This is a genomic window from Granulicella sibirica, from assembly GCF_004115155.1.
Taxonomy (GTDB): domain Bacteria; phylum Acidobacteriota; class Terriglobia; order Terriglobales; family Acidobacteriaceae; genus Edaphobacter; species Edaphobacter sibiricus.
Window position 1 is genome coordinate 1,095,622 of the sequence record NZ_RDSM01000002.1, and the last position, 22,083, is coordinate 1,117,704.

At 59.6% G+C, this 22,083-nt stretch carries 23 protein-coding genes and 1 tRNA gene; 14 read left to right on the forward strand and 10 right to left on the reverse strand.

Translation table 11 applies throughout. The annotated features are described in order from the left end of the window. Positions 1-25 precede the first annotated feature (25 nt). Positions 26-2,113 carry a M3 family metallopeptidase gene (locus tag GRAN_RS15465; RefSeq protein ID WP_128913880.1) on the reverse strand — a complete coding sequence of 696 codons (2,088 nt, stop codon included), beginning with the start codon at positions 2,111-2,113 and terminating at the stop codon, positions 26-28. Positions 2,114-2,275: 162 nt separating this feature from the next. On the opposite strand from GRAN_RS15465, the gene cyoE reads away from it, so the two are divergent. The 3 genes from cyoE to GRAN_RS15480 are packed head-to-tail and all read left to right on the forward strand — an operon-like array spanning position 2,276 to position 4,040. Beyond that, complete coding sequence (cyoE, locus tag GRAN_RS15470; RefSeq protein ID WP_128913881.1) at positions 2,276-3,226, forward strand: heme o synthase; 951 nt, start codon at positions 2,276-2,278, stop codon at positions 3,224-3,226. 22 nt (positions 3,227-3,248) lie between these two features. Beyond that, positions 3,249-3,803 carry a DUF420 domain-containing protein gene (locus tag GRAN_RS15475; protein ID WP_128913882.1) on the forward strand — a complete coding sequence of 185 codons (555 nt, stop codon included), beginning with the start codon at positions 3,249-3,251 and terminating at the stop codon, positions 3,801-3,803. Beyond that, entirely contained in the window at positions 3,804-4,040 is a 237-nt protein-coding gene (locus tag GRAN_RS15480) for a hypothetical protein (protein ID WP_128913883.1), read from the forward strand. A 1-nt stretch (position 4,041) separates the two neighbouring features. Here GRAN_RS15480 and GRAN_RS15485 read toward each other — a convergent pair whose 3' ends face one another. Next, positions 4,042-4,584, reverse strand: coding sequence for a lipocalin family protein (locus tag GRAN_RS15485; protein WP_161570997.1), 543 nt, complete (start codon positions 4,582-4,584; stop codon positions 4,042-4,044). Positions 4,585-4,692: 108 nt separating this feature from the next. Beyond that, on the reverse strand, positions 4,693-5,523 hold the full coding sequence (locus GRAN_RS15490; RefSeq protein ID WP_128913885.1) for a hypothetical protein: 831 nt from the start codon (positions 5,521-5,523) through the stop codon (positions 4,693-4,695). A 215-nt stretch (positions 5,524-5,738) separates the two neighbouring features. On the opposite strand from GRAN_RS15490, the gene GRAN_RS15495 reads away from it, so the two are divergent. The 3 genes from GRAN_RS15495 to GRAN_RS15505 all read left to right on the forward strand — a co-directional run bounded on the left by GRAN_RS15495 (position 5,739) and on the right by GRAN_RS15505 (position 8,950). Further along, a complete protein-coding gene (locus GRAN_RS15495; RefSeq protein WP_192898021.1) occupies positions 5,739-7,904 on the forward strand; it encodes a hypothetical protein in 2,166 nt (721 codons plus the stop codon). Between the two features lie 69 nt (positions 7,905-7,973). Beyond that, entirely contained in the window at positions 7,974-8,459 is a 486-nt protein-coding gene (locus GRAN_RS15500) for a single-stranded DNA-binding protein (protein WP_128913886.1), read from the forward strand. Positions 8,460-8,593: 134 nt separating this feature from the next. Beyond that, positions 8,594-8,950, forward strand: coding sequence for a PilZ domain-containing protein (locus tag GRAN_RS15505; protein ID WP_128913887.1), 357 nt, complete (start codon positions 8,594-8,596; stop codon positions 8,948-8,950). Here the strand turns inward: GRAN_RS15505 and GRAN_RS15510 are convergent. Next, on the reverse strand, positions 8,947-9,723 hold the full coding sequence (locus GRAN_RS15510) for a TIGR03435 family protein (RefSeq protein WP_161570998.1): 777 nt from the start codon (positions 9,721-9,723) through the stop codon (positions 8,947-8,949). The two genes, GRAN_RS15505 and GRAN_RS15510, sit on opposite strands and share 4 nt — an antisense overlap. A gap of 137 nt (positions 9,724-9,860) precedes the next feature. On the opposite strand from GRAN_RS15510, the gene GRAN_RS15515 reads away from it, so the two are divergent. Further along, the gene (locus GRAN_RS15515) at positions 9,861-10,817 is read left to right on the forward strand and encodes a hypothetical protein (RefSeq protein WP_128913889.1); all 957 of its coding nucleotides are present in this window, start codon (positions 9,861-9,863) and stop codon (positions 10,815-10,817) included. A gap of 6 nt (positions 10,818-10,823) precedes the next feature. Here GRAN_RS15515 and GRAN_RS15520 read toward each other — a convergent pair whose 3' ends face one another. Beyond that, complete coding sequence (locus GRAN_RS15520; protein WP_128913890.1) at positions 10,824-11,285, reverse strand: hypothetical protein; 462 nt, start codon at positions 11,283-11,285, stop codon at positions 10,824-10,826. A gap of 49 nt (positions 11,286-11,334) precedes the next feature. Continuing rightward, a complete protein-coding gene (locus GRAN_RS15525) occupies positions 11,335-11,730 on the reverse strand; it encodes a nuclear transport factor 2 family protein (RefSeq protein ID WP_128913891.1) in 396 nt (131 codons plus the stop codon). A 116-nt stretch (positions 11,731-11,846) separates the two neighbouring features. On the opposite strand from GRAN_RS15525, the gene GRAN_RS15530 reads away from it, so the two are divergent. Continuing rightward, positions 11,847-12,389 (forward strand): MarR family winged helix-turn-helix transcriptional regulator, encoded by a 543-nt coding sequence (locus GRAN_RS15530; protein ID WP_128913892.1) that lies wholly within the window; start codon positions 11,847-11,849, stop codon positions 12,387-12,389. 460 nt (positions 12,390-12,849) lie between these two features. Here GRAN_RS15530 and GRAN_RS15535 read toward each other — a convergent pair whose 3' ends face one another. Next, complete coding sequence (locus GRAN_RS15535) at positions 12,850-13,203, reverse strand: nuclear transport factor 2 family protein (protein ID WP_128913893.1); 354 nt, start codon at positions 13,201-13,203, stop codon at positions 12,850-12,852. 113 nt (positions 13,204-13,316) lie between these two features. Then, a complete protein-coding gene (locus GRAN_RS15540; RefSeq protein ID WP_128913894.1) occupies positions 13,317-14,276 on the reverse strand; it encodes a helix-turn-helix transcriptional regulator in 960 nt (319 codons plus the stop codon). A gap of 99 nt (positions 14,277-14,375) precedes the next feature. Here GRAN_RS15540 and GRAN_RS15545 point away from each other — a divergent pair, with 99 nt between their 5' ends. From GRAN_RS15545 to GRAN_RS15570, 6 genes are all read left to right on the forward strand, one after another. Next, positions 14,376-14,882: a DinB family protein gene (locus tag GRAN_RS15545; protein ID WP_128913895.1), complete on the forward strand. Its 507-nt coding sequence runs from the start codon at positions 14,376-14,378 to the stop codon at positions 14,880-14,882. A 313-nt stretch (positions 14,883-15,195) separates the two neighbouring features. Further along, positions 15,196-15,534, forward strand: a complete 339-nt coding sequence (gene cyaY / locus GRAN_RS15550) for an iron donor protein CyaY (protein WP_128913896.1) — start codon at positions 15,196-15,198, stop codon at positions 15,532-15,534. 35 nt (positions 15,535-15,569) lie between these two features. After that, complete coding sequence (locus tag GRAN_RS15555) at positions 15,570-16,355, forward strand: glycosyltransferase family 2 protein (RefSeq protein WP_128913897.1); 786 nt, start codon at positions 15,570-15,572, stop codon at positions 16,353-16,355. A gap of 60 nt (positions 16,356-16,415) precedes the next feature. Beyond that, positions 16,416-16,985, forward strand: a complete 570-nt coding sequence (locus tag GRAN_RS15560; RefSeq protein ID WP_128913898.1) for an RNA polymerase sigma factor — start codon at positions 16,416-16,418, stop codon at positions 16,983-16,985. Between the two features lie 10 nt (positions 16,986-16,995). Next, positions 16,996-17,346: a periplasmic heavy metal sensor gene (locus GRAN_RS15565; RefSeq protein ID WP_128913899.1), complete on the forward strand. Its 351-nt coding sequence runs from the start codon at positions 16,996-16,998 to the stop codon at positions 17,344-17,346. Positions 17,347-18,100: 754 nt separating this feature from the next. Continuing rightward, positions 18,101-21,271 (forward strand): TonB-dependent receptor, encoded by a 3,171-nt coding sequence (locus GRAN_RS15570; RefSeq protein ID WP_161570999.1) that lies wholly within the window; start codon positions 18,101-18,103, stop codon positions 21,269-21,271. Between the two features lie 60 nt (positions 21,272-21,331). Here the strand turns inward: GRAN_RS15570 and GRAN_RS15575 are convergent, their stop codons facing one another. Together GRAN_RS15575 and GRAN_RS15580 are read right to left on the reverse strand one after the other, a co-directional pair. Beyond that, entirely contained in the window at positions 21,332-21,844 is a 513-nt protein-coding gene (locus GRAN_RS15575; RefSeq protein ID WP_128913901.1) for a hypothetical protein, read from the reverse strand. Between the two features lie 134 nt (positions 21,845-21,978). Beyond that, positions 21,979-22,067: transfer RNA gene (locus GRAN_RS15580), tRNA-Leu, on the reverse strand. Positions 22,068-22,083: the final 16 nt, after the last annotated feature.

Below are 22,083 nucleotides of genomic sequence, written 5' to 3' on the forward strand. Positions count from 1 at the left end.
CCTTGCTCCGCAAATCGCCTTCGGCCTACTCTTCGGCCCTACCCAAATCCTGCCCCTCAAGCGCCGCGCCCATCACGACATCCTTACCAATCCACCGCCGGTACATCCCCTCCAGATCTTCGCTATTCCCCCGCGAAAGAACCATCTCCCGCAGTCTCTGCCCGTTCTCCCGCGTCAAGCCGCCATGCTCCTCGAACCACTGAAACGCATTCATCTCAAGCGACTCGCTCCACAGATACGCATAGTACCCAGCCGCATAGCCCCCACCCCATATATGCGCGAAGTAGCTCGACCGATACCGCGGCGGAATCTCCTTCAGCGCCAGCGTCTTCTTCTCGAGCGCCATCCGCTCAAATCCACCCGGATCCTCGACCCCAACCCCCGCCGCCAGCGTGTGCCACTGCATGTCGAGCTGCGCCGCCGCCAGCACTTCGGTCTGCTGATACCCTTTGTTGAAAGCTTCCGCCTCCCGGAGCTTCCGCGCCATCTCTTCCGGCATCGCCGCGCCCGTCTCGTAGTGTCGCGCATAGTTCGCGAACACCTCCGGATACAGCGCCCAATGCTCGTTGAACTGAGAAGGAAACTCGACGAAGTCCCGAGGCACCGACGTCCCCGCCAGACTCGGATACATTACGTTCGACAGAATCCCATGCAGCCCGTGCCCGAACTCATGGAACATCGTGATCACATCATCGAAGCTGATCAGCCCGGGATCTCCCGGAGCAGGTTTCGGATAGTTGCAGACGTTATAGACCACCGGAATCGTCCCAAGCAGCTTCGACTGCCCGACGAACTCGCTCATCCATGCCCCGCCCCGCTTGTTATCCCGCTTGAAGAAGTCGACGTAGAACAGCGCCAGCGTCTTGCCCGCGTCGTCGAAAACCTCAAACACCCGCATATCCGGGTGATACAAAGGGAGGTCCTTCCGCTCCTCGAAGCGAAGCCCGTAGAGCCCCGAAGCCGCGAAGAACACCCCATCCTCGAGCACGCGGTACGCCTCGAAATAAGGCTTCACCTCCGCCTCATCGAGATCGAAGCGGGCCTTCCTCACCTGCTCGGCATAGAACTCCCAATCCCAGGGCTCAAGCTCAAATCCACCACCCTGCGCATCGATCAGAGCTTGAATCTCCGCCGCCTCGCTCCGTGCCTTCCCGGTCGCCTCGGCCACAAGTCCGTCCAGGAATTTGCCCGCCGCCCCCGGGGCCTTGGCCATCTGGTTCTCAAGCTTCCACTCCGCGTAGCTCGCCTTGCCAAGCAATGCCGCCTTCTCCGCTCGCAGCGCCGCCAGCCGGGTCACGATCGCTCGCGTGTCCGTCTCACCACCCCGCTCCGTCCGGTTCCACGCCTGCTCGAAGACTGCCCGCCGCGTCTCCCGGTTCGTCAGGTCCGCAAGAACCGGCTGCTGCGTCGTGTTGTGCAGCACAAGCACATACCCCTCGACCCCACGTTCCTTCGCAACCTCGGCGGCTCTGGCGATCTGTGCCTCACTCAACCCCGCCAGCACCTCGCGATTGAGCGTATGGAACGCACCTTCTTTATTCGCCGCCAGAAGCTTCGTCGCAAATGCATTCTGCAGCGTCGACTCCTCCTCATTCAGCTTCGTGATCCGAGCCTTCTGGTCGTCCGTCAACTTCGCGCCAGCATGAACGAAGTCCTCATGCGTCACCTCCAGCAGGCGCAGCGATTCTGCATCCAGCCCAAGCGACGCCCGCTGCGCAAACACCGCATCCACACGCGCAAACAGCTTCGCATCGAGATAAATGGCATCCCCATGCGCCGCCAGCTTCGGAGCGATCTCTTCCTGCACGGCTTGAATCAGGTCGTTGGTATTCGCCCCGGCAACCGCGCCAAACACCGACATCACCCGGGCAAACAGTCGCCCGGTCCGCTCCATCGCAACAATCGTATTCTCGAACGTAGGCGAATCGGAGCTTTCGGAGATAGCCCGAATCTCTCGCCTCTGCTCCTCCATCCCAGCCTCGATCGCCGGGAGGTAGTCCTCGTCCTTGATCCGGTCGAAGGCCGGAGCCTGAAACGGCAGCGCACTCGGCGCGGAAAACGGGTTACTCGGTTCAAACTCCACACTCTGCATCGCGCCCAAATCTCCCATCATCACCAGGTACCCTCTTCGCAAACCTCTCAGCAGACGCGATATTCAAGACTAAGCCCTTCCAGCCTCGGTAAAACCGAACATTGGTAACCGGACGAACGAGTCTGCCCGAACGCCCGCAGCATCAACGCCGCAGAAGCCAAACGCGCGTTATCCTAGAAGCCTGTGGCCATCTCCGCGACAACCGATCAGATCCTCGCGAAGCCGCACACCCTCGCAGCGGACTACGTTGCCCTGCTGAAGCCGCGCGTATCCACAATGGTCGTCATCACCGCCGGAGCCGGTTTCTACCTCGGCAGCCTCCGCAGCGGTATTTCGCCCTTCCACGCAGGCCTCATCCAGGCTCTCGCCGGTATCGCGATCGTCACCGCCGGCTCGAGCATCCTCAACCAGGCCCTCGAGCGCCGCACCGACGGCCTCATGCGCCGCACCGCCGACCGCCCCATGGCCGCCGGACGCATCGGCCTCGCCCACGGACTCATCCTCGGCTTCCTCGCCGTCTTCCTCGGCTCCCTCTATCTCGCCCTCGAAACCAACCCCATCACCGGCATGCTGACGCTCCTCACGGCCATCAGCTACGTCGCCATCTACACCCCCCTCAAGCGCGTGACGGTCATCAACACCTTCATCGGAGCCTTCCCCGGAGCCCTCCCACCCCTCATCGGCTGGACCGCCGTCCGCGGCGTCATCGAGTGGCCCGCCGTCGCCCTTTTCGCCATCCTCTTCGTCTGGCAGTTCCCCCACTTCATGGCCATCGGCTGGATGTACCGCGACGACTACCGATCCGCCGGCGTCCGCCTCACTCCCACCCTGCCCAACATTCGATGGGCCGCCCGCTCCACCGTCATCCAGGCCCTCTTCTACGCCGTCATCATGATCCCCGTTTCCCTCTGGCCCACCGCCCTGGGCATCACCGGCATCCCCTACGCCATCGCCGCGACCATCCTCTCCATCGGCTACCTCGTCTACACCGTTCGCTTTGCCCGTATCACCCGCAGCCCCGAGCTTCCCTCCTCGCGCGTCCCTGCCCGCGAACTCCTCCGCTTCTCCGTCATCTATTTACCCCTGCTCCTGGCCGCCATGATGCTCAACGCCCAGGGCCGCCTGCTGTTTTAGAGAACCACGCCAGAAAGATCTCATGCCCACCCAAAGCCTCCCCATCACGCCTTCCCGCACCCCTCTCTCGATCGTCGTCGGGATCGTCGGCGTAAGCGCGATCGCAAGCCTTTTCCTCGCCTGGCTCGTCTACTACCACCAGCCGTCCGACGTCGCCGGAACCCAGCTTGCCTTCCTTCCCGCGCTCAACGCCGTCCTCAACACCTGCTGCACCGTGGCCCTGCTCTTCGGCCTGTCCTTCATCCGCCGCCGCGCCATCACCCTGCACCGCAACAGCATGTTCGTGGCATTCGTCTTCTCGTCCCTCTTCCTCGTCTCCTACATCACCAACCACGCCCTGCACGGCGACGCCCACTTCCACGGCACCGGCCCCATCCGCCCCTTCTACTTCGCCCTCCTCATATCGCATATCCTCCTGTCCGTCATCGCTCTCCCGATGATCCTCATCACCTTCTTCTTCTCGCTGACAGGTCGTTTCCCACTGCATAGAAAAATCGCCCGCTACACCTACCCCATCTGGCTCTATGTCTCCGTCACCGGTGTCATCGTGTATGCCATGCTCGCGAGCTACCGATAGATGCCGTTACGCTCCGACACCCGCATCCTCCTCCGTACCGGCCTCTGGATCTTCGGCACCGGAGTCGTCTCCGCCGCGCTGATGCTCTTCGCCTTCGGAGGCGTCACCCGTCAGGGCCCGCATACGAATCCCGGCTGGCTCTGCCTGATGGTCGCGATGGGCTGTCTTCCCACCGGTACCCTCACCCTCGCCCTGGCAGCACTGAAGTTCGTCGGCGACCGCCACCGCGAAGACTAAGTTAGTAGATCTGATACCGCCTCGTCTGCGGAGTGGCAATCAACTTGGCCGTGTTGAAGCCTTCCGCCAAAGCCTTCCCCTCGATATTCGCCAGCAAACCGGTATCCATGGTCCCCGCCCGCGCCAGAACCCAAAGCTCCTTGTGATTCGGGCTCCCCACCAGCGCCCAGTCATAGTTCGGATCCACCGCAAGCACCCAATACTTCCGCGAGAAAGGCCAAAGAGTCGTCACTTTCAACTTGCCGCTTCCCGTCTTCTCTGCGGGCTTGCCACTCTCGTTCCGCACCTGCGTGAAGCCCTTCTTTGTCTGGCACGCAATCACAAACTGGAGGCTGTCTTTCTTGTCCCCAAGCGCAACCAGCACCACCGAGTCGTGGTCGCACACCTTGTCCCGCTTGGTTTGAAGACGCGCAATCTCGTACCAGTTCCCCGTGAACTTGGTCAGGTCCAGCATGGGCACAGCCGTCACGGTCTGACCATGCGATACCTGCCCCAAGGCCAGCAATACTATCAAGCCCAACATCGTCCCGAGCCGCGTCGACATCCGCACCACCCTCCGCTTCACCATTCGATGCACCCAGCACCGCATCCTCTGCCCCAAAAGAAAATGGCTCCCCGGAAGCCACTCCCGGGGAGCCAGAATGCCTGACCGTTACTGATCGTGTTTCCTGCTGAATGCCCGTGAGATGTCGTTATCGAACTCACGCAGCGCATAGCTCGCGGCATCGATCCCCAGGTTGAGCGCATACTGCTGGAGAACACTGCCCGCGTCCCTCTGGCTCACCGGGTAATAACGTGAGGACACCCCCGCCGCTAGTCCCGCGCCAAGAAGTTCGCTCAGGTTGACCGTTTCTTTGCCGGAGTCCGCGCGCGTGATAAAGATCCGCGTCAAGGAGTACTCGAGGCGCTTCTTCTTTCCGCCCGTGCCGAGTGTGTAGTACCGCGTGTCCTCGTGGGTCAGAGCCGGCACGAGGAACTCGACCGACATATTCTCAATCGACTGATCGGCAAGCGAGTGCCAGAAGTAGCGGCCATAAGCAACCGCGCCACCGTGGAACTCTGGCGTGGCGGCCCGGGCATCGTTATATCCCGCAAGAAGCGCTGCCAGCGCAAACGCCGACGGATCAATCGTGTCAGACGCCGCGGTTGTGAACTTATTACGAATCGTCTGTGGAGGAAGCTGAGCCCCAACTCCCACCGAGCGATAGTTCGGAATGATCCCAAGAACACGCTTCGAAGGCGTGTTTGAGACCGGCGGAGCCGTTGCGCCTTGGCCCGTCGGCCCCTGATCGATCAGCCCCGCATCCGGCGAGTCGGGAAGGCTCGAACTAACGTCGTTGGTCGCAACCAGCGTTTCGCTTTCGCCCTTGGCCCCGGTTTGAGCGCCTGCACACGCGCCGAGTGAAGTCAACATCAGCCCGATCGCCAGCAGACTGGAGAACCGGGGCACACGGGGAACGCTGAAATCTGAAGAAGTGGTCATAAGTATTTTCTGTTTTCCTTCCGATTGGACGCAGCAAAGCCCGCCTTCGACGCAGAACGTTCTCTATTCTGCACCTGCATTGCAAACGCAGGACTACTTTTGCATCTTTCAGACAAGAAAACGTTTCGCTCGCAGCATTGGATGTAGTGTGCGGGAAGCTGCCGGTTCGTTACACATTTCCGTTCTGCTGATCAGCAGATAATCTAACGCCAACGATGAAACCCAATCGCCTCGCCCTCAGCGTCCTCCTGATCCTATCCCTCGCCGCAACCAAAGCCCACTCGCAGGCGCCGCCCGACAGCCATCTCCTTTTCCAGACCGATCACCCCTGGTCTCCCCGCACGAACATCAACGCCGACACCGTCATGGTCTACGGCATCGATGACACCACAGCCTCCCGCATCAAGTCCTGGCGAGACCACGGCTATCACGTCACCGTTATGACCGGCGTCGCCTGGGGTCGCTACGCCCCCTATCTGCGCGGCGACTTCGACGGCAAGGAGCACTGGAACGAGACCCAGCAGGAGAAGTCCGGCAAGCTCATCCTCCACAGCGGCCGCGAAGTTCCCTACATCTCCCCGACGATCTCCTACGGAAACTACCTGGCAAAGGGAGTGGAAGCCGCCCTCGACGCCGGGGCCGAGGCCATCTATCTTGAGGAACCCGAGTTCTGGGCCCGCGCCGGCTGGAGCGACGCCTTCAAGAACGAGTGGCAGCGGTATTACCACGAACCCTGGCAAGCTCCCGACGCCTCCGCGGACGCACAGTACCGCGCCTCCAAACTTAAATACTTCCTCTACCAGCGAGCCCTCGCCCAGGTCTTCGCCTCCGTCAGGATCTACGCCGCAGCCAATCACCGCCGCATTCACTGCTACGTCGCCACCCACTCCCTCATCAACTACGCCCAGTGGCAGATCGTCAGCCCCGAGTCTTCCCTCCTCAACGTTGGTGCCGACGGCTACATCGCCCAGGTTTGGACCGGAACCTCCCGCGCCGTCAACACTTACCAGGGCGTCACGAAAGAGCGCACCTTCGAAACCGCCTTTCTCGAATACGGCGCATTGCAGAACATCGCTCGCTCTTCCGGCAAGCCAATCTGGTACCTCAACGATCCTATCGAGGACAATCCCAACCACTCCTGGGTCGACTATCGACGCAACTGGGAGAGCACCCTCACCGCCTCTCTGCTCCAACCCGTCGTCTCACGCTACGAGGTTCTCCCCTGGCCCGACCGCATCTTTGGCCCCAAGGGCTTCCACCTCATGTCCGACGACGCCACCGAAAAGTCCCTCATCCCCAGGTCCTACGAAACCGAACTTCAGACCGTATTCCACGCCCTCGGCCACATGGACCAGCCCGCAGACGCCATCCACTGGGAGTCCGCCGGAACCCAGGGAATCGGCATCCTCGTCTCCGACACCCTCATGTTCCAGCGTGCCGCCCCCACTCCATCCGACGAGAACCTCGGAAACTTCTACGGCCTCGCTCTCCCTCTGATCATGCGCGGTATGCCTGTGGAGCCCGTGCAGATAGAAAGCGCTACATCAACAACATCCAGCAACTTTCTCAAGCCATACAAGATCCTTCTCCTCACCTACGAGGGCCAGAAGCCGCCAACTCCCGCCTTCCACACTGCTCTGGCCGCATGGGTCCGAGCCGGAGGAGCCCTCATCGTCCTCGACGACGACAAGGATCCCTATAACCTCGCCCATGATTGGTGGAACGCTGCCCCCAACCACTTCGCCACTCCGCGCGAGCATCTTTTCCGAACCCTGGGCCTGAGCCCCAACGCCGAGGGCCTTCACCGCGCAGGCAAAGGTTACGTCCTCTTCTCCGCCCAGAGCCCCACCGCTCTCGCACACTCTCCCTCCGGCCCTGGGACCATCAACATCCTCCTCCAGCAGGCCGCCAAACCCATCCACCTCACCCTGAAGCAAACCAACGCTCTCGTCCTGCGCCGAGGCCCCTACGTCATCGCCGCCGGCCTCGAAGACGAAGCCGTCACCCCAGTCACCGTAACCGGCAACCTCATCAACCTCTTCGACCCCAATCTCGCCGAGTCCCCCTCGCTGTCCATACATCCCGGAACCCGCGCCCTCCTCCTCGACACAAATCAAATCAAGCCTTCAGCCCCCAGGGTCCTGGTCGCCTCCGCCAAGATCACCCACGAGCAGTCCACCCCCTCAAGCCTCACCTTCGACGCAGAGGGCATCGACTCGACCGAAGCCGTAGCCCGCATCTTCTCGACCAGCCCCGTCAAGGAGATCACCCTCAATGGCACCCCCATCGCCTCCGGCCAGTACCAGCAAAGCCCCCAGACCCTGCTCCTCCACTTTCCCAACAGCGCAACTCCTCAGCAAATTCATATCGTCTACCAGTAATTCCACCCCCATTCCCACATCCCGCCGTCTGCTATCCTCAACCTCTCAGACGAAACACGGAGCGAAGCAATGGCAAAAGGCGTCAACAAAGTAATCCTCCTCGGCAACGTCGGCAAAGATCCCGAGATCCGCGCCACGGCCGGCGGCATGCAGGTCGCGAGCTTCACCCTCGCCACCGCCGACCGCCAGAAAGACGCTCAGGGCAACTGGACCGACAAGACCGAATGGCACAACCTCGTCGCCTTCCAGCGCACCGCCGAGATCGTTCGCGACTACGTCAAAAAGGGCACACAGCTCTACATCGAGGGTAAAATCCAGACCCGCTCCTGGGACGACAAGGAGTCCGGCCAGAAGAAGTACCGTACCGAGATCCTCGTCAACGACCTCCAACTCCTCGGCAGCAAGGGTGGCGGAGCCTCCGAAGGAGGAAGCTACGGAGGCGAGACCCGCAACAGCTACTCCAAGCCAAGCTCCACCAGCTACGATCAGCGCCAGCCAGCCACCACCCCCGACTATGGTGATACCGGCATCACCGACGACGACATTCCCTTCTAGACCATTTCCCAATATGGTTCAAACAACGAAAGCCGCACGCTAAAGTGCGGCTTTCGTTGTAGTCAGAGCCCTTTGCGAATGACATTTGCCGATTACACTCTGCATAGCTCCGAACGGTGCAAGGGAGTAGCGCGATGGAAGGCTCTGAATTCGGCGGTCGGCGACACGTTCGGGTTGGCTACAGCGGTGGAACCGTGACGGTACGCTGCAACCTCTCAGGCCCATTCCTGCCCGGTTCCCTCATCGATATCAGCATCAGCGGCTGCCTCATCCTGATGCAGGATCCTCTGCCGGTCACACCATCGCAGGTCATCGAGCTCCACTTCGATCTCAACAGCCTCGCCTTTCGTGTCCTCGGCTTCGTTCGCCACGCCCGCAAGCCAAGACAGATCGGCGTCGAGTTCCATCACCTATCCGAACAGGCCAGGAGCGATCTCGAAGGCTTCATCGACTACTTCGCCCCTGCCGGCGTCAACGTGCTCCAGCCTTAGTTCGCCGAAGGTGCGTCGATATGGTCGACAACGAGCACTGGCACCGGCTCCTTGGCCGCATCGAGCTTCAGTCCAAGCTGCTCCTGGATCGCCGTAAACAATGGCGGTGGTGAATCCTCCCCTGCCATCGCGCTATCCGGCGTCCAATCCAGCTTCACGTCGTAGCGCTCTGACAGCCCCGTCTTATCAACCACGACGCGCCCCGCAATCTGTGAAAGCTGCTCCGCAATCAACGTCACCGTCAGCCCCTGCCCATGGAAGTACGTCCGGCCCGTCCCGATCGTCTTTCCGTCGGACTTCGTCAGCGGCAACTTCGAACCGCCCTTCGCCACCACCAGGTCATACGCCGGCAACACCCGAGTCTCCGTGTGCACCTTCATCTCATACCTTTCCTCAAGCAGCGCCCGCACCATTCCCCGTTTGATCTCTCGCCCTTCCTCACCGCTTCCCTTCCGAATTCTGCCATCCGTCTCTTCGTCGGACTTCGCCTCGATATCGAACCGCGTCGACCCCAGCCACCCCGGGCCGTCCAGGATCTGCCGCGACGGCATCCCATACGCCCACTCCATGAGCGCCACCAGCGTAATGTTGATCGCACTGAACCGCCCGTCCGGCGGATAAATGATGTGTGTATGCCCGTCAGGCGAAGGCGCCGCCGGCTTGATCGTTGCCACCTCGAACGCAGGCCCCGCCTGCGCTAAAACCATCGGCCTTACCCCTATCAGGAGTCCGGCCAGCATGAGAAATCGCCAACCCACCCGAGCCATCTGCATACCTCCAACCATAATCGTGGCCGTCCTTGAACACGACTATATTTGAGTCATCCGGATACCTGCATCTGCAGAACGTCTCGCCATCAAGGCTGCATCTCGTATGCCCGTGCTATCATGCGGCTTCCCAGGAGTCAGCCATGTTTGAATCCTCTCCCACCCCGGGCAAGCCTTCCAGGCGCGGGAAGCTGCGTTCTCAGCAAGTGGGAGACTACGCCCGGCTCAACCGCGAATATAAAACCTATCAAATCGAGCTCGATCTGCTCGCCAACCGCACATTAGCAAAAATACGCCAGCGATCGGGCGGCGCAACCACTCCCCAGGCTGAAACCAGCAGTCCAGCACAAGACATGGAGTGGCTGGCCGCCGCCAAAGCGCAGCTGGACGAAGTCTCCTACTTCCTCGATAAGGAGCACATAGACCTCGAGGGCGGCTGGGTCTGTCTTCACGCCGCGAGACGCCATGCCGTCTACGGCCTCGACTCCGACGAACTGCCTATCCAGGCGTTCGTCGTAAAAGCCGAAGCCAGGAAACTTGTCTCCTGGCGAGCCGACGCCATCGCAAATCTCCTCGACGTCAAGCACGAGCCCTTGACCGCTGAACGCATCATCCAGGCCATGGCCCTGCGGGATGAGTACTTCTCAAACCAGTACCACAAGATTTGGATGGTCGGCGAGCAGCTTGACCACCTTCTCTGGACATGCGCCTACGCGCTGGTTCTTCTTCTCCCGCTTATCTTCTTTGGCTCCAAGCATCCCTGCGACACTCCATCACCCTGGAGCCCACAGATGATAGGCGCGGTCTTCTTCTTCGGTCTCTTGGGAGCGGCCATCAGCACGGCAGGCTCCCTGATGGACGCCAATAGTAATAGCAAAATTCCGGAACGCGTAGCCAACCAGTTCGTTACCAACGCTCGTTCGCTCTTCGGAGCAGGCATCGGACTCGCCGGCTACGTCTTCTATCAGGCAAAGTTTGTGGAAATCCACCTGGTCTCAGGCGTCGGGCAGGCAGACTCTCTGACTGTCGCCTTCGCGTTCGGCTTCTTGGGTGAAAAACTTATCAGCAATGTCCTTGGTTCGCTAAGCGGAAACAAGTAACAGGATTCACCTTACATACGAGAAAGTCCCGCAAAGGTTAGTCGAATCCGCGATCGCCTCCGGAGTAAACACAGGCATCTTCGCCCCGGAAAAGAACGCAAGCTGCATGCTCTTGCCGACAACATAGGTCGCGAACCACTGCGTATCGTCATGCCCACACAGCGTGTTCTTATGCAGAAATGCCTTCGCCGCGGGAATGGTATTCAGCCGGTAAAGGTTCCCCACCCCATCTGCGCCGCCTTCGCCGTTAAACAGCGCCGTCACCTCCGGCCCTTCCAGCGTGCGAATCTGCGCAAACACAAACGGCGTGAAGTTGATCACGAGTTTCTCGTTCCAGAACGCAAGATCGCCTGTAATGCTCTTAGCCGTCGTACTCGACGCCCGCCAAATCCCCTTCTCCTGCGCCATCCCTGAGGAGCACATCATTCCCAGTATCAGGCTCACGGAGAGCAGCATCGATCGTGTCATCCCCCAAGCATGACACTCTTCGAGACACTTGATCAACTAGCGGCGGCCGTTAAGATCGATGGGCGAATGCGGAAGACGGACCAGCGCTCGAATCGGCCTCGTCCCCAAGATCCATCGCCGCGATAAGCCCCTTGCCGATAGTGAACAGGTGAACGACCTCGCTGTCCGAAAGCACATCCCCTTGAAGGCTCTTCACAAGTTGGTGCACCCTGACGCGGGTCTTGCCTCCTTCTTCGTCGCTTAGAGCAAGCGGTTCAACATGGGGATCGAACTCGCCCCATTGCCGCGTCCAATACGCCCGGATCTCTTCCTTGCCGACAACCTTCCCACCCTCCGATGCCTTCGGCCAGGTCACGTCTTCCGTCATCAGTGCCAATGCCCCGTCGATATCCCGAGCGTTAAAGGCGGCGTATGCCTGGGCGATAAGTATTTGTGTCTGCGTCATAGACCCCTCCGAGAGACATTATGTGTACTATACACATGAATGGGCCAAGTGCCTCGGCGACCTGTGAACTAAAAGAAAACGCGTGTATGGTACATACGTTGAGCAAGGCCTGCGTCATGCCAAAGAAAGCATCGTTCGATCCGCATATCCGGTCGTCGTTACCGGACCTGCACCGCTCGGTCCTCGACATCGTCGGCATCTTCAACAGTCCCGAGCGCGACGCGGCCATGCTCGAGAGCGCGGGCCTGACCCTCGAACGAGCCCTGTTCCCGCTTCTCGTGCTCATCAGCAAGTACGGCCCCATAGGCGTTGTCGACGTAGCCACGCGCGTCGGACGCGATTACACCACTGTCAGTCGCCAGGTAGCGCGTCTCGAAGAGCTCGGCCTCGTCGCCCGTCGCGCCGCTTCATCCGATCGCCGCACCCGCGAAGCGACCGTGACTCCACAGGGCAGGGCGGCGACAGACGCCGTCGATGCCGCGCGAGAGCGTCTCGCGTTGCGAATGTTCCGCAACTGGTGCCGCGCCGACTACGACCAGCTTCTTCGGCTCACCCGCATGTTGGCGGATGGCCTGGATGAGACCCCCGCGCCCGGATCGAAGCTGGCCGAGGCCATGGCTCGACGCAAACGGACTCCTTCCCCGGACACAAAGAGATAAAGTGAATCGGATATCCCGCTCCCTTCTGGAAGAACTACGAGGAGAGTCCCGGACTGTCTTTAGGAAAGATAGGGCCAGGAAGCCCCTTGCAAGACGGTACGCTTCGTCCGAAGAGAGACGTCCGTCCGGCGGGAGATAGCCGACATGATCGCCATGAAGGAAGCGGCTCGCTGAGATACGGCGCGACGCCATAAATCGCACCCGCATCGACAATCATCATGTTGCCCTCGGGCAGGATCAGGAGTGTACTGTTGCCGCGATTCGTGGCGATCTGGTGGATTTCAAGGACTCGCGGTCTCCATGCCGGGAGGGCTATCCAACCGGGCGCCGCAGCGCGGAGAAGGTTTGCAGGAAGGCTTTCAAACGCCGCAGGAGCAAGCGAACTCAGTAAGAAGCGGCGACGTGGAAACATGCGATATGGTACGACACCATTCCAACTCCTTCGTATGTGGCTGCAGGGCTACGTCGATTGGGTTGCGGGTGGTTCGGCTGGGTAGTAGAAGGCGTGGATTGCTTTAATCTTGCCGTCAACAATGTGGATTTGGTCGCAGACGTGATCGATTCCGCTAACTGTCTCCATGTCGAAGATGGTGGCGACGTAGTCTCCTTCGACGATGTTCCTCTTAAGCTGAACGCTCTTGACCATCGGTAGAATGTGGGTGAGGAACCCTTGGACCATGGAGCGCCCGGTTAGCTTTGGCATGCGCGGGCCCTCAAAGGTGACGTCTTCCGCGAAGGGGAGGTTGGACGGATCTTTGGTCGTAAAGCACTCCAGATAGGCTTCGACTGCAGCGATGCTTTGTTCTCGTGACATGAGTTATCTCCACTAGACGTGATCTTAGACGCAACAGCTTAATGCCGATCGTCCGCATGTCGAACAACGGACCGGATGAATGAGAGCTTCGCGATCTACCTTTGTGAGCCATGTCACCGGCCCCTGCCGCTTTGTACCGCCTCCAGATCGGCCTCTACCTTCGTCCGCAGCTCTTCCGGGCCAATCACGTAAGCCCGCGGGCCATATCCAAGCGTCACGAAGTGAGCCTGCGCGAAGCTCTCGAAGACTACGTCAACCACTTCGAATCCGTCTGAAATTAGAGTTCCATCCGGCAGTGCTGCGGTCGTGATCGAACACCATCGCCGGAGGTGCAAGGCCGCTGCAACCTCCATCGCAAGCCGCGCCGTATACCTCTGCTCAGTTGGATCCAGCCGCACCATGGAGTTCTTCCAATAGCGTCCAAGATCAAAGTCCGCCGGCCGCTCGAACGTCAGCGGAAGCGCCACCGCGTCCCGCATCCGCCCCACCCGGTACGTCCGCAACCCTGCGGATGCCCGAGCCACCAGGTACCAGACCCCCTGCTTGCACACGATCCCAAGCGGATCCACCGTACGCGGCCCGGTCGTTCCGTCTGCCTTCGTATAGAGGAAGGTCATCTTCGCATCTGCCGCCACCGCATCCTGTACCGCCGGCAGCGACGATAGATCCTCCGAGTGCGGGCGCCATCCGCTCGAATCGATATGCAGCCTCGCCTGGATCGAAGCCGCCCGCATCCGCATCGCTCCCGGCATCGCCGCCAGCAGCTTCGAGTAGGCCCGCTCGGCCGCCGCCACCATCTGCGGATCTCCAAGCGTGTTCGGCTGCGCCATCAGCAAGGCCCGCAGCTCGTGCTCGTCCAGCCCCGGAACCTTCGTCCGCCATCCCCGCTCCAGCTCCCACCCGCCCTTGTACCCGCGCATCGCCGACACCGGAATCCCAGCCACGCACAGCGCCTCCATATCCCGGTGCGCCGTCCGCACCGAGATCTCCAGCCGCTCCGCAAGCTCCCTCGACGAGAGCCGTCCGTGAGCCTGCAGAAGCATCAGCGCTGAAAGAAGTCGATCGGCTTTCATACCGCTAGTTTCTTTTGAGGAATAGGACACACTGTGGCATATTAGCGCTCTTACCTTGGAACTCGTGAGGCAAAAGCCTCCGACCAAGAAGGAGACCCAATGGAAGTGAAAGAACTCTTGCTCAAGCTGTTGGACCGCGAAGCCGTAGCCTCGCGCAAAGCCATCGAACGTCTTCCCGAAGGAAACAACACCTGGAAGCCCCACGAGCGTTCCATGGAGCTTGGCAGTCTCGCCTCTCTCTCCGCGACGATGCCCGGCTGGATCGCCCTTATGATTGAGACCGACGAACTCGATATCGGCACGCCAGACAACGGAGGCCTGCGCACGCACTCCGACATCACCCGCGCCGGCCTTCTTGAGCAACTCGAAGAAGGCCTCGCAAAGTCCCGCGCCGCGCTCATCGCCACCACCGACGATCATCTGATGAAGACCTGGCGCATCACCATGGGCGAACAGGTCCTCGCCGAAGACCCACGCTACATGGCGATCGCCGACAACTGCCTGTGCCACCTCGCTCACCACCGCGGTCAGCTCACCGTCTTCTACCGCCTCCTCGAAGCAAAGGTTCCCGCCCTCTACGGACCAAGCGCCGATGAAGCCCTCTAAAAACTTGTCAAGCCCCCAAAAGGCCTAACTCACTCAAAACAAAGAGAAAAATCGATGTCCTTTTAGTTATGGTGAACCAGATAGAATTAAAGAAGATCAGAAAGAGCCCGCGACCACTGTCGCGGGTTTTGTCTCTTTCAGGAAGCTAAACTCTTTCTTTACCAATATTTGCGTCTAAGTCTTTTGTTTAGAGTAATTTACAGTGGCAGGATGCGTCTAAGTCAAAGCAAACAAAAGACTTGGACGCGGGCAATGGGAGGGGGGGGTGCGCCCGGATAAGACCGCAACGAAATCGCCGCGCTAAACTAAGCCAATGATCGACGAGTCCACATTCCGCCGCGAGTCCGACCGCGCCCTCGAGTCCCTCAAGCAGTCCCTCATCACCGCCGGAGACGAGTCCGGAGTCTTCGAGTTCGAAGACAACAACGGAGTCATGAACATCATCTTCGAGGATGGATCGCCCAAGTTCGTCGTCACCCCGAACACGCCGATCCGTCAGGTCTGGATCTCCGCGCAGGCGACCAGCTACAAGCTCGAGTTTGAGGAAGCAACCACCAACTTCGTCTTGCCCAAGACCGGAGAAGCCCTTAAACCCCTAACCCAGCGCCTCCTCCGCGAACACCTCAAGGACGCAACGATCACCCTTCCCTAACCCGAAAAAAGACGCCGATCAGGAGGCCACCCGCCATGCGCCCGACTGTCTCCGTCGCGATCATCACCTGCAACGAAGAGCAGAATCTTCCGCGAACCCTTGCAAGCGTTCAGTTCGCCGACCAGATCGTAGTCGTCGACTCCGGTTCCGCTGACCGAACCGTGAAAATCGCCGAAGCCTTCAATGCAACCGTCATCCATCAAAACTGGCTCGGCTTCGCCGCCCAGAAGAACCTCGCCATCTCTCACTGCACCGGAGATTGGATCCTCTCGCTTGACGCCGACGAGGAACTCTCACCCGAACTCCAGGATCAAATCACCACCCTGATTCCTTCAAACCCTCCAGCAGACGCTTATTTCCTCAAGCGCCGCAACCTTTTCCTGGGCAAATGGATTCGCTTCGGAGGCTTTTACCCCGACCCGAAACTCCGCCTCTTTCGCCGCAACACCGCAGGCTTCACCCAAACCCCTCAGTTCGAGGATCGACTCGTCCACGAGACCATCGCCTTCGACGGCCATTCCTCAACCCTCGACTTCGACCTCATCCATCACGCCTATCCAACGCTTGAAGCCTACATCGAGCACATGGACCGCTACAGCACACTCGGAGCGAAACACCTGCTTCGCAGCAATCGCGACAGTCGCTCAACTCTCGCCTTCGTCGCCAACGTCCTCATCATCCCGTATCTGACCTTCCTCTGGAACTACATCTTCCGACTAGGCTTCCTCGACGGACGCGAAGGCCTCCTGCTGCACCTCTATCAATCCACTTACACAAGCTGGAAGTACGCAAAAGCTTGGCAAACCGCACGGAGAAAGTAATTCCACCGATCCATACAATATTCCGCTGTCTCGTCCGTTAACACCTTCATGAGGAGCGGAATGGCAATCCCGGAATGGACGATCGCGGAGCAGGACCAGTTCATTGCCGACGCATTGCGCCGCGACGAACCTCGCCTGCGAAGCTTCATCCGCAAACGCGTCCTCGACACCGGCGATGCCGAAGACGTCCTTCAGGACGTCTTCTACGAACTCATCCAGGCTTATCGCGTGGTAAAGCCAGTCGAACAGGTCACAGCCTGGCTTTATCGCGTAGCACGCAACCGAATTACAGATCTCTTCCGCAGACAGAAGTCCGTCTCGCTGAACGACACCATTTCCAGCGACGAGGATTCGCAGGCACTTGAGGATCTGATTCCATCGCAGGACGCAGGTCCGGATGCTGTCTACGCTCGAACGCTGATCTTTGACGCGCTCGACGAAGCGCTGGACGAGCTTCCCGACAACCAGCGTGAAGTCTTCATCGCCCACGAATTGATGGGACGAAGCTTCAAGGACATCTCTGACGAGACCGGCGTGAGTGTGAACACGCTTCTCTCGCGCAAACGCTATGCCGTTCTCCACTTGCGGGAGCGTCTGGCGGACATGAACGAACGATTTGATGCGAAGTGAGGTAAGAACCATGAGGCAGTACAAGCTATTCAAAGCAGGAAAGATCCTGATAATGGTCGCGGTCGCAAGTGCCGTCTTCGGCTACGTGATCATGCACCTCTGGAACTGGCTGATGCCAGTCATCTTCGGCCTGAAGCCAGTAACGTTCGCCCAGGCACTGGGCCTTTTCATCCTCGGCAAGCTCCTCTTCGGAGGCTTCCATCGTCACTCTGGAGGACGCGGATGGAAACGTCACATGGAGGCACGCTGGGAACAGATGACCCCCGAAGAGCGCGAGCGCTTTCGCGCTGGAATGCGCAGCCACCGCGGGTGTTGGAAGAGGCCATCGCCAGAAAATCCCCAGCAGGAGACCGCTGTCTAGCACTTCGCTGTAAGGTCTAACGCATCAAGAACCTCAGAGAAGGATTCGCTGTTATGCATGACAACGAACGCACGACGTATAAAGCAGGCCCAAGGCTGGTCCACAGTTCACCGTCAGCCGCTCATCAGGATTCACCGGATCTTCCGTACAAGACCTGGCCCGCGTCCGCCGTGGAGAATCGCATTCTTCAACTGGAGTTTGAGAACTCACGCCTGCAGCGTCTCGTGCTTGAGTTACTTGCGAAGAACCAGCTACTCCGGGCTGGTTCTTAGCGAGCTTTCCTTTGCGGAATCGTTACAGTTAGGGTTGCTGCCTGGGTGAGTGTGGCGCTTCTCGCTGTGATCGCGAGCGGATAGATCCTGAAACTTGCGAGTCACGACCTAGGCACACGCGGGACACCACCCGCGTGTGGGCGCGCAACCCGAAGCGCTCCCGCAGCCGAAGCCAGAAATCATTGGACCAAACCCAATTGTTGTGTTTTGATCAATCGTATATTCCCTATTTTGGCTGGCGTTTGTAGCCGGACGCAAAGCGATCAGGGCAACAGCCCTGCATAACGCAGTGCGTTCAAAACTTGTCTAACTTCGAATTGCTTGATCGCGGTCCACCTCATGGACCCGTCAGATTGACGTTCCTCGTTGGTATTTAAAGGCTCCACATGAGCCGTTCCTCAGTCTCGAACGCGCATTCTGAACTGCTTTGCTCCACACTCCCTTTTTTGAGCAATGGAATCGATTTTGAAAGGCTCTCCCTGATGACCAATTCGCATCATAAGACACCGATCTTCGCCCGTAACCTTCGGCAGATCCTGATTCAGTCCTTCGCATTGCTCCTTGTGCTGTGTTACTCCTGGTCAGAGGCAAGCGCCCAATCCCTCGCCGGACTTGGCGCCCTGAGCGGTACCGTGCACGATCCGTCGGGCGCCACAGTCGCCAAGGCGGAAGTCACTATCTCGAACACATCGATCGGCATCATCAGAACTACGCTCTCATCGTCCGACGGTGTCTTCCAGACCTCCTCCCTGCCCCCCGCGGACGGGTACGTCGTTGTCGTGAAAGTCTCTGGCTTCTCCCCCTCTACGACAACCGGAATCGTGGTTCACGTCGGTGAAATCATCAACATCCCAGTGACGCTCGCTCTCGCCGGTGTCGCGAATGATGTGACGGTCGTAGGCAATGCGGTGGACATCAACACGACCGATCCCGGTGTGTCGGCGCTTGTCTCGCAACAGGAGATCAACGACCTGCCCATCAACGGCCGTCGCGCCGACCAGTTTGTCCTTCTGACTCCCGGGGTTACGACCGACGGAGCCGGCGGTGAGGTCACCTTCCGCGGCGTACCAGGCAATAATCTCTTCCTTCAGGACGGCATGGATGTCACCCAGCAGTGGGGACAGGACAACGCAGGGAGCACAAGTGCGTTCTCCCCCCTTAGCCAGGACGCTGTGCAGGAATTCCAGGTTCTCACCTCGGGATATACCGCCGAGTTCGGCCACGCTGCCGGTGGCATCGTCAACACGCTCACAAAGAGCGGTACGAACAACTTCCACGGATCGGCCTTCGAGTTCTTCAAGAATCGTACGCTCAACGCCACGGATCCTTACTCAATCGGCACCAATGGCGAGGCATTCAACCCGCCAAACTGGCGTCATCAGTTCGGCGGAAGCGTCGGCGGCCCGGTTATCAAGGAAAAGCTCTTCTTCTTTGCCAACACCGAAGAGACCCGCGAGAGCCGTCCTCTTGTCTCGTCCTACAGTGACGCGCACCTCAATGCGAACGGAAGTCTGGTCGCGGGAGCGTGCGACACGAATACTGCCGACGCAGATCACGCTACCTCTGCCCAGTGCGCCGCGGCACAGGCCTACATCCAGCGGACCTTCGCCCTTCTTGCCCGCAAGCTCAACGAGAACATCGGCTTCCTCAAGCTCGACTACAGGCCTACCGACCGCGACAGTGTCAGCGCGAACTTCAACCTCATGCAGTTCGCCTCGCCCAACGGAACGGTCAGTGCCAGTGCTCTCAACGACGGCTCAGGCTACTACCCGAACGGCAACCAGATTGACCTTACCCGCTGGGCTCGCTTCTCCTATACGCACGTCGTTTCGAACACGGCCGTCAACGAGTTCCGCTTCGGATGGTTCAAGGACACTCGGAAGCAGTCGGTAAACCCATCCCTCGCTCCCTCTGACGGCCTCGTCTCCGGCCTCTCGGTCTCGAGCCTTGCGAACTTGGGCCTCTCGGTCAACATTCCAAACTCTCAGCCATCGGAGGACCGCTTTCTCTTCGTTGACAATTACTCAACGACCGTCAGGAAGCACCAGTTGAAGTTTGGCGCCGAAACGAACTACATGCGCGACGTTGAGAACGCGCTCTTCTACGCCAAAGGAGAGTACTTCTACGGCTCCATTACCGACTGGGCTCAGGATCTCGTCCCCAGCAACACCGATCCGCTCGCAGGAAAGCACTATTCCGGCTTTCTCCAGGCGTTCGGCCCGCTGCTCACCAGGGCGATCGTTCGCGACTACAACTTCTACGGGCAGGACCAGTGGCAGGTCAATCACAAGCTCACCCTGAACATCGGCCTGCGGTACGAGTTCAACCGCTTCACCCAGCCTCCACTCAATCCTGATTATCCGGCGACCGCGAAGCTCAACGAGCCTAAGAACAACTTCGCTCCGCGTGTTGGCTTCGCCTACTCGATGAACGAGGGAGCGACGGTCGTGCGTGGGGGCTTCGGCATCTCGTATGCGCGTCTCCCGTCCGCCAGCGTGATCCGTCTGCAGCAGAGAAACGGAGTTATCCAGAAGACGATCTTCTTCACCACGGGTACGCCAGGTGCGCCAACCTTCCCCGGCTATCTGCTTGCAACGAACATCTCCGGCAGCGGCAGCAACGTTACGTATGCTGATCCAAACCTGAAGACGCCCTATACCGAGCAGGGTGACTTCACGATCGAGCAGAAGATGGACAACAAGACGACCCTCGAAGCTTCTTATCTGTGGAACGATGGCGTCGGCTTCCTCACACGCAAGGACGATAACGTCAAAGCTCCGACGAGTACCTATACCTACAGGATCCTCAACAACGCCGGCGCACAGACAGGAACGTACACCACGCCGATCTACACCGACAACGTCAACGATCCGCGTTACGGTGTTCTCAACCACATCTACAACGGCGGCCGTCTCTACTACGATGGCCTCGCGCTCACCGTGCATCGCCGCCAGTCGCGTTACACCGAGGCCTCGCTCGCCTACACATGGTCAAAGGCGATCGATCTCGGCCAGGGAGCTGGCGCAGACAACATCTACTACACCGATCCGCCGATCTCGGTCTTCAACGGCAATCCGCGGTTTGAAAAAGGCCGTTCGCCACTCGATCAGCGCCATCGTCTCGTATTCAATGGTCTTGTCTCCGTCCCGAAGCACAGCTACGGATCTAAGCTGATGAACATCGCCGCAAACGGCTGGCAGTTCTCCGGTATCGAAACCTACGCGACGCCACAAGGTGTCGATCCGCAGGCTGTTATCAACGGCCTGCCGTTCGCCAATCCCTACTCCACCTCTACGCTCGATGGCATCGGCATCGGGTTCGCAGCAACGCAGCGGGTTCCCTTCCTGCCACGCAGCAGCGTCAACCTCGGCACGACGATCCGTACCGATGCCCGCCTGACAAAGGTCTTCGGGCTACCCAAAGAGCAGAGCGTGACCCTCAACTTCGAGGTCTTCAATGCCTTCAACTACAGCACCATCACTTCCGTCCAGACGACGGCCGCGTTCGTCAACGCCGACGGCACTATTACACCGTATGACGCCAGCGGCGGCGGCCACATTCTCGCAACCCCCGGTGTCGGCACGGCATCGGCAGGCTTCCCGGACGGCACAAACGCACGGCGTGCCCAGGTATCAGCTCGCTACACCTTCTAATTCGATCGAACGTTTTAAACTCCGCAAGACGAGGGCCTGGCAGCTTCCACTGCCAGGCCCTCACTTCTTCGGCATGAAGGCCACAACGACCCCGAAGGCCATCCACACCACGCCCAAGGCATACGCAAGCTTCTCATCCAGCGCCAGCCAATCCCGGTAGACGTTGGCGGAGGACCGAGCCGCCTCGAGTCTCTTTCTCGCAGCGGCAACCCGGTCATCTTCTGCCGCCGAAGCCAGCGCCTGCTGTTCTCTCAGGGTCGCCTGCAATTCTGACTGTTTCCTCTGATCCGCACTCAGTCGTCGTTCAGCCTCATCAACGCCGGTACCCTGAAGACGAGCGCTTTCGATCGCGACTTCGTCGTTTCGAACGTCAAAGCGGATCTTCTCAGCCTGTGACTCTGTCTTCATCGCGTCCATCCGTACAGTCTCCTGCCAACTACGAATATCGTCGCGCGCCTTCGCGGAAGCCACTACGGCTTCCTGCAGGCCGTCCCTCGCCGCAAACCAGTTCACACCGAGTGGGCAGGATCCAATCAAAGCCGTCAAGCCCAACACCCAGGCCAGAATTTTCATGGTCGCAACAGAGTACCCCAGAAATGGAGGTCGAGACGTCGGGTATGGCCGCCCCAAGAGAACGGAGGCAGCCACCCGGGCACGAGTCCTGAAATGCTGCGATGACTTGGAGGCAATAAGTGCCTTATTTGGGTTGGTGCCCGGAGGGGGACTTGAACCCCCACGGAGGGTTATCTCCTGCGGATTTTAAGTCCGCTGTGTCTGCCGATTTCACCATCCGGGCCCGTACTTCAGTCTAC